Source organism: Pseudomonas sp. FW300-N1A1, from assembly GCF_058789115.1.
Genome location: NZ_JBYTBK010000046.1, coordinates 1 through 6,913, shown reverse-complemented (window position 1 = coordinate 6,913; position 6,913 = coordinate 1). Strand labels below are relative to the sequence as shown.

General features: G+C 60.3%; 5 protein-coding genes. All 5 read left to right on the top strand.

Annotated features, from left to right (window positions below):
- Positions 1 to 287: 287 nt before the first annotated feature.
- Entirely contained in the window at positions 288 to 1,889 is a 1,602-nt protein-coding gene (locus AC3WQN_RS22450) for an ABC transporter substrate-binding protein (protein WP_103402373.1), read from the top strand.
- 172 nt (positions 1,890 to 2,061) lie between these two features.
- Positions 2,062 to 3,477 (top strand): OprD family porin, encoded by a 1,416-nt coding sequence (locus AC3WQN_RS22445; RefSeq protein WP_103402374.1) that lies wholly within the window; start codon positions 2,062 to 2,064, stop codon positions 3,475 to 3,477.
- Between the two features lie 77 nt (positions 3,478 to 3,554).
- Positions 3,555 to 5,150, top strand: a complete 1,596-nt coding sequence (locus tag AC3WQN_RS22440; RefSeq protein WP_103402375.1) for an ABC transporter substrate-binding protein — start codon at positions 3,555 to 3,557, stop codon at positions 5,148 to 5,150.
- A gap of 74 nt (positions 5,151 to 5,224) precedes the next feature.
- Positions 5,225 to 6,235, top strand: a complete 1,011-nt coding sequence (locus AC3WQN_RS22435; RefSeq protein ID WP_103402376.1) for an ABC transporter permease subunit — start codon at positions 5,225 to 5,227, stop codon at positions 6,233 to 6,235.
- 10 nt (positions 6,236 to 6,245) lie between these two features.
- Positions 6,246 to 6,913, top strand: a 668-nt coding sequence (locus AC3WQN_RS22430) for an ABC transporter permease subunit (protein ID WP_492606957.1), incomplete at its 3' end; no start/stop codon positions are given.

Below are 6,913 nucleotides of genomic sequence, written 5' to 3'. Positions count from 1 at the left end.
CCCCCCCCCCCCCCCCCCCCACGGCTCAATCTGCCAAGACAGCGGAAATCGCCTACATCCCAAACCACTGTGGACCACCACCGCAGGTTTAGGACGCATTGCCTTTTCCTACCTGTTTTTCAGGCCTTACGCATTTACTGCCTGGTCTTCGACTCCTACCGTCGAAGTCCGGCCGTATTGCACCTGGGCTGGCACCTGCTGAATCCATGGCTTTGGACCAGTGATACCTGCACGCCCCCGGACGGGGCGACGGCTCACTGCTTAACATCTAAAAAAGAGGGAGCGTCATGCGCCATACCTTGGTTTTATCCGCATTACTGGGCACCGGCCTGCTGGCCGCCACATCCATCAGCCACGCGGCCAACAACAGCCTGGTGTTTTGCTCCGAAGGCAGCCCAGCGGGCTTCGACACGGCGCAATACACCACCGCCACCGACAACGATGCCGCCGAGCCGCTGTACAACCGGCTGGCCGAATTTGAAAAGGGTGCCACCACTGTCGTACCCGGCCTGGCTACCCGCTGGGATGTGTCCGAAGATGGCCTCACGTACACCTTCCATCTGCGCGAAGGGGTGAAATTCCACACCACCAAGTACTTCACACCGAGCCGGGATTTCAATGCCGACGACGTGCTGTTCACCTTCAACCGCATGCTCAACCCCGAGCATCCCTTCCGTAAGGCTTACCCGACCGAGTTCCCGTACTTCAACGGGATGAGCCTGAACAAGAACATCGCCAAGGTCGAAAAGACCGGGCCGCTGACCGTGGTCATGACCCTGAACTCGGTCGACGCCGCGTTCATCCAGAACATCGCCATGAGCTTCGCCGCGATCCTCTCCGCCGAATACGCCGACCAGTTGCTCGCCGCCGGCAAGCCCAGCGAGATCAACCAGAAGCCGGTCGGCACCGGTCCGTTCGTGTTCCAGCGCTACCAGAAAGACTCGCAGATCCGCTACGCGGGCAACAAACAGTACTGGGACCCGAGCCGCGTCAAGCTCGACCAGCTGATTTTCGCCATCAACACCGACGCCTCGGTACGTGTGCAGAAGCTCAAGGCTGGCGAATGCCAGATCACCCTGCACCCTCGCCCGGCCGATGTCGACGCGCTGAAAAAAGACCCCAAGCTGCAACTGATCGAGAAGCCGGGCTTCAACCTCGGCTACATCGCCTACAACGTGCGGCATAAACCCTTCGACCAGCTCGAAGTGCGTCAGGCGCTGGACATGGCGGTGAACAAGCAGGGCATCCTCAACGCCGTGTACCAGGGTGCCGGGCAACTGGCCGTGAATGCCATGCCACCAACCCAGTGGTCCTACGACGAGACGATCAAGGACGCCGCCTACAACCCGGAAAAAGCCAAGGAGTTGCTCAAGGCCGCCGGGGTCAAGGAAGGCACCGAAATCACTTTGTGGGCCATGCCGGTACAGCGTCCCTACAACCCGAATGCCAAGCTGATGGCTGAAATGCTCCAGGCGGACTGGGCGAAAATTGGCCTGAACGTGAAGATCGTCAGCTACGAATGGGGCGAGTACATCAAGCGCACCAAGAATGGCGAGCACGACATCAGCCTGATCGGCTGGACCGGTGACAACGGGGACCCGGACAACTGGCTGGGCACCCTGTACAGCTGCGATGCGATTGGCGGCAACAACTACTCCATGTGGTGTGACCCGCAATACGACAAGCTGATCAAGCAGGCCAAGATTGTCACCGACCGTGACCAGCGCACGGTGCTCTACAAACAGGCTCAGCAATTGCTCAAGCAGCAAGTGCCGATCACCCCAGTGGCCCACTCGACGGTCAACCAGCCGCTGAACGCCAAAGTCGAAGGTTTCAAGGTCAGCCCCTTCGGCCGCAACGTTTTCTCGGGCGTCAGCATCGACCAATAACTGATTAGCCAGAACCCTGAGGGCGATTTTCGCCCTCACGCAAAGCTGTTGCCTGAATTCGGCGATCCTGCCACAGGCAAACGTTTGCGATGCCTTGAATGAGTTCGAAACCAAATAGCCGGATCACCAAAAAAGACCGGCATTAAAAAAAAGAAAGAAAGGAGCTTCACTGATGAAACTGAGCAGCACAGCACTGTTGGCATTGGCCATCAGCAGCATTACGGCCACCGCTTATGCTGAACCGCAGAGCCAGGCATTCAACCCGGTGACCGTGAACACCAACAATGCACAGTCCGAGGCCACCGGCTTCATCGAAGGCCAGAAGATCGATGGCAGTACCCGTAACTGGTACGCCAACGAACAGCTCAAGCGTGGGGGCAAGTTCAAGTACAAGAAAGACGGCCAGTCGGTCGACACTGATCGTCGTATCAACTGGGTGCAGGGCACCATCATCAAGTACAACTCGGGCTTCACCGAGGGTCCCGTCGGCTTCAGCACTGAGCTGGCGGCCTACAACGCCGTCGCGCTGGAACGCGACCGCGAGAACCTGGCGTCCAACAACGGTGGCGCACCGGGTACTCGTCCAGGCGCGGGCAACAACCGTACGCTGACCAAAGAAGGCGGCGACGCCCAGGGCCAGTGGAGCAAACTGGGCTTGGCCAACGTCAAGGCACGCCTCTCCAACACTACCCTGACCGCCGGCCGCATGAACTTCAGCAGCCCGCAAGTCGACGTCATCGGCAACCGTGCCCTACCGTCCAGCTTCCAGGGTGTGGCCCTGCACAGCGAAGAACTGAACAACCTGGCCTTCGACGTGGCCACCTTCGACCGCAACTCACCGCGTACCGAAGAAAGCCTGAGCAAATTCCGCTCCGAGTACGGTGACATCAATGCCGAAGCCGATCACGTCCACACTGCCGGTATCAGCTACTCGCCATTCGCCAGCCTGACCACCAGCTTCTGGGGCACCCAGGCTGAAGATCTCTGGAACCAGTACTACTTCGGCGCCACCCACGTGCTGGGCGACAGCTCGGTGCTGAGCCTGACCACCGGCCTGAACTACTACAAGACCCAGGAAGAAGGCCAGGCCAAGCTCGGCAACATCGACAACGACACCTACTCGCTGTCGTTCGGCCTGACCCACCAGGCCCACACCCTGACCCTGTCCTATCAGGAAATCAACGGTAACGAGTACTTCGACTACCTGCATGAAACCAACGGCATCTACCTGGCCAACTCCCTGCTCTCGGACTTCAACGGCCCGAACGAGAAGTCCTTCCAGGTGGCCTACGGTCTGAACATGGCCGAGTACGGCGTGCCAGGCCTGAAATTCAACATCTACCAGGCTCGCGGCTGGGGCATCGACGGTACCCACTACGCTGGTGGCGGTTACGACGGCGTGCAGTCGATGGATGGCGAACACCACTATGAATACGGCATCGGCTCCACCTATGCCATTCAAAGCGGTCCTCTGAAAGCCACCACCGTGCGTGCGACCTATACCGCGCACCGTGCGAGCGAAAACCAGGCCGACGGCAGCATCAACGAGTTCCGTCTGGTCACCACCATTCCATTCAACATTCTCTAAGCACCCGTCGAACGGCTGACTCAATGACGAGCGGCCGTTCCACGACTCAGATCCAACCGATTGCAGAGGGGTTATTGATGAACAAGCTTCCTTTACGAGCGGCCATCGCCGCTGCACTGCTGAGTGTCGCTGTCGGCGCCTCGGCCAAGCCCTTGGTGGTCTGTACCGAAGCCAGCCCGGAAGGCTTCGATATGGTCCAGTACACGACTGCAGTCACAGCCGATGCGGTGGCCGAGACCATCTTCAACCGGCTGGTGGATTTCAAGCCCGGCACCACCGACATCGAACCGGCACTGGCCGAGAGCTGGGAAATCAGCCCGGACGCCCTGACCTACACCTTCCACCTGCGCAAAGGTGTGAAGTTCCACACCACGGACTATTTCAAGCCGACCCGCGACATGAATGCCGACGACGTAGTCTGGAGCTTCCAGCGTCAGCTGGACCCGAAACACCCGTGGCATGACAAATCGAGCGTGGGCTTCCCGTACTTTGAGAGCATGGGCTTCAAGGAGCTGCTCAAGAGCGTCGAGAAAGTCGACGACTACACCGTCAAGTTCACCCTGACCCGCCCGGAAGCCCCCTTCCTGCCTGACGTGGCCATGGCATTTGCCTCGATCTACCCGGCCGAATACGCCGACCAGTTGCTCAAGGCCAACAAGACGGGCGACCTGAACAACAAGCCGATCGGCACCGGCCCCTTCGTGTTCCAGCGCTACGCCAAGGATGCCCAGGTGCGCTTCAAGGCCAACACCGAGTACTTCCGCGGGGCCCCGCCCAGCGAAGCCTTGATTCTGGCGATCGCCACCGACAACAACGTGCGCCTGCAAAAGCTCAAGGCCAACGAGTGCCAGATCGCGCTGTATCCCAAGCCCGATGACATCCCCAGCATCAAGAAAGACCCGAACCTGCAAGTCGCCGAGCTCGAGGCCATGACCACTTCGTACACCGCGCTGAATACCACGCGCCAGTACATGAGCGACGTGCGCGTGCGCCGGGCGATTGAAATCGCGTTCGACAAGCAGGCCTACGTCAGCGCCTTGTTCGGCAAGGGCAACGCCACGGTCGGGGTCAACCCGTACCCACAAACCCTGCTGGGCTTCAACTACGCACTTCAGAACCCGCCACACGACCTGGACAAGGCCCGCGCCCTGCTCAAGGAAGCCGGCGTGCCCGAAGGCACCGTGTTCACCCTGTTCACCCGTAACGGCGGTGGCCCGACCAACCCGAACCCGATGCTCGGCGCACAGATGATGCAGTCGGACCTGGCCAAGGTCGGCATCACGGTCGATATTCGCGTCATGGAGTGGGGCGAAATGCTCAAGCGCGCCAAAAATGGCGAGCACGACATGGTGTCCGCCGGATGGGCAGGCGATAACGGCGACCCGGATAATTTCCTGACGCCTATGCTCAGTTGCGAGGCGGCCAAAAACGGAGAAAACTACGCTCGCTGGTGCAACGCCAAGTTCCAGGCCTTGATCGACCAGGCCCGTGAAAAGACCGACCCGGCAGCACGCGCGGCGCTCTACGAGCAGGCCCAGGAGATCTTCCACCAGGACCAGCCATGGATCAGCATGGCGCACACTCGAATGTTCACGGCTATGCGCAACAACGTCGAGGGGTATCACATCAGCCCCCTGACCACTAACAACTTCGCTACTACCCGAGTGAAGTAGATAAGAAAACACCCGGCAACGTTGCTCTCGACGCTGCCGGGAACGCCGAACCGGCTGATGAGGTACACCAGAAGATGTTTAGTTTTATTGCCCGCCGATTGGGGCTGTTGATCCCCACGTTCTTCGGCATCACCCTGCTGACATTCGCATTGATTCGCATGATTCCCGGCGACCCCGTGGAAGTGATGATGGGCGAACGTCGGGTCGATCCCGAAATGCATGCTCAGGCAATGGAACGCCTTGGTCTGAACAAACCGCTGTATGCCCAGTACCTGGACTACATCGGTAAGCTGGCCCAGGGTGACCTGGGTGAATCCCTGCGTACCCGTGAAAGTGTATGGAGCGAGTTCACCTCACTGTTCCCGGCGACACTGGAACTGTCCATGGCTGCGCTGCTGTTCGCCGGCATCCTGGGGCTCCTGGCGGGCGTCATCGCGGCACTCAAGCGAGGATCGCTGTTCGACCACGGGGTCATGGGCATTTCCCTGGCCGGGTATTCGATGCCGATCTTCTGGTGGGGCCTGATCCTGATCATGTTCTTCTCGGTCTCCCTGGGCTGGACCCCGGTTTCCGGGCGGATCGACCTGCTTTACGACATTGAGCCACGCACCGGCTTCATGCTCATCGACACCTTGCTGGCCGATGACACCGGGGCGTTCTTCGATGCCCTGCACCATCTGATTCTGCCGGCCATCGTACTGGGCACCATCCCGCTGGCCGTGATCGCGCGGATGACCCGTTCCTCGATGCTCGAAGTGCTGCGTGAAGACTACATCCGTACCGCCCGCGCCAAAGGCCTGTCGCCGTCGCGCGTGGTCTTCGTGCACGGCCTGCGTAACGCGCTGATCCCGGTACTGACCGTGGTCGGCCTGCAGGTCGGCACATTGCTGGCCGGTGCAGTACTGACCGAAACCATCTTCTCCTGGCCCGGCATCGGCAAATGGCTGATCGAAGCCATCGGCGCCCGGGACTATCCGGTGGTGCAAAACGGTATTCTGTTAATCGCCTGCCTGGTGATTCTGGTCAACTTTGTAGTGGATATTCTTTATGGCTTCGCAAACCCACGCATCCGCCACCAGCGCTGAGACCCTACGAATGAGTACTCCAACACCCTCCGTAGCAGTCGACACCAGCCTGCTCTATCCGTCCCCGTACAAAGAGTTCTGGCAAGCGTTCTCCAAGAACAAGGGCGCCGTTGCCGGCCTGATGTTCATGCTGCTGGTGATCTTCTGCGCGATCTTCGCCCCCTGGGTTGCCCCTCATAACCCGAGCGAGCAATACCGCGACTTCCTGCTGACCCCACCGGCCTGGCTGGAAGGCGGGCAAATGCAGTTCCTGCTCGGTACCGACGAGCTGGGTCGCGACCTGCTGTCACGCCTGATCGCGGGCTCGCGCCTGTCGCTGCTGATCGGCCTGTCATCGGTGGTCATGTCGCTGATCCCGGGGATCATGCTGGGTCTGTTCGCCGGGTTCTTCCCGCGCATGCTCGGCCCGACCATCATGCGTCTGATGGACATCATGCTGGCCCTGCCCTCCTTGCTGCTGGCCGTGGCGATCGTCGCCATCCTCGGCCCTGGCCTGATCAACACCGTCATCGCCATCGCCATCGTCTCCCTGCCGTCCTACGTTCGCCTGACCCGCGCCGCGGTGATGGGCGAGCTGAACCGCGACTACGTGACCGCCGCACGCCTGGCCGGTGCCGGCCTGCCACGCCTGATGTTCATCACCGTGCTGCCCAACTGCATGGCACCGCTGATCGTTCA

Bases quoted from the DNA above. Each gene is read 5' to 3' on its own strand.
- AC3WQN_RS22435 (WP_103402376.1), top strand. From the start codon at position 5,225: ATGTTTAGTTTTATTGCCCGCCGATTGGGGCTGTTGATCCCCACGTTC.
- AC3WQN_RS22445 (WP_103402374.1), top strand. From the start codon at position 2,062: ATGAAACTGAGCAGCACAGCACTGTTGGCATTGGCCATCAGCAGCATT.
- AC3WQN_RS22440 (WP_103402375.1), top strand. From the start codon at position 3,555: ATGAACAAGCTTCCTTTACGAGCGGCCATCGCCGCTGCACTGCTGAGT.
- AC3WQN_RS22450 (WP_103402373.1), top strand. From the start codon at position 288: ATGCGCCATACCTTGGTTTTATCCGCATTACTGGGCACCGGCCTGCTG.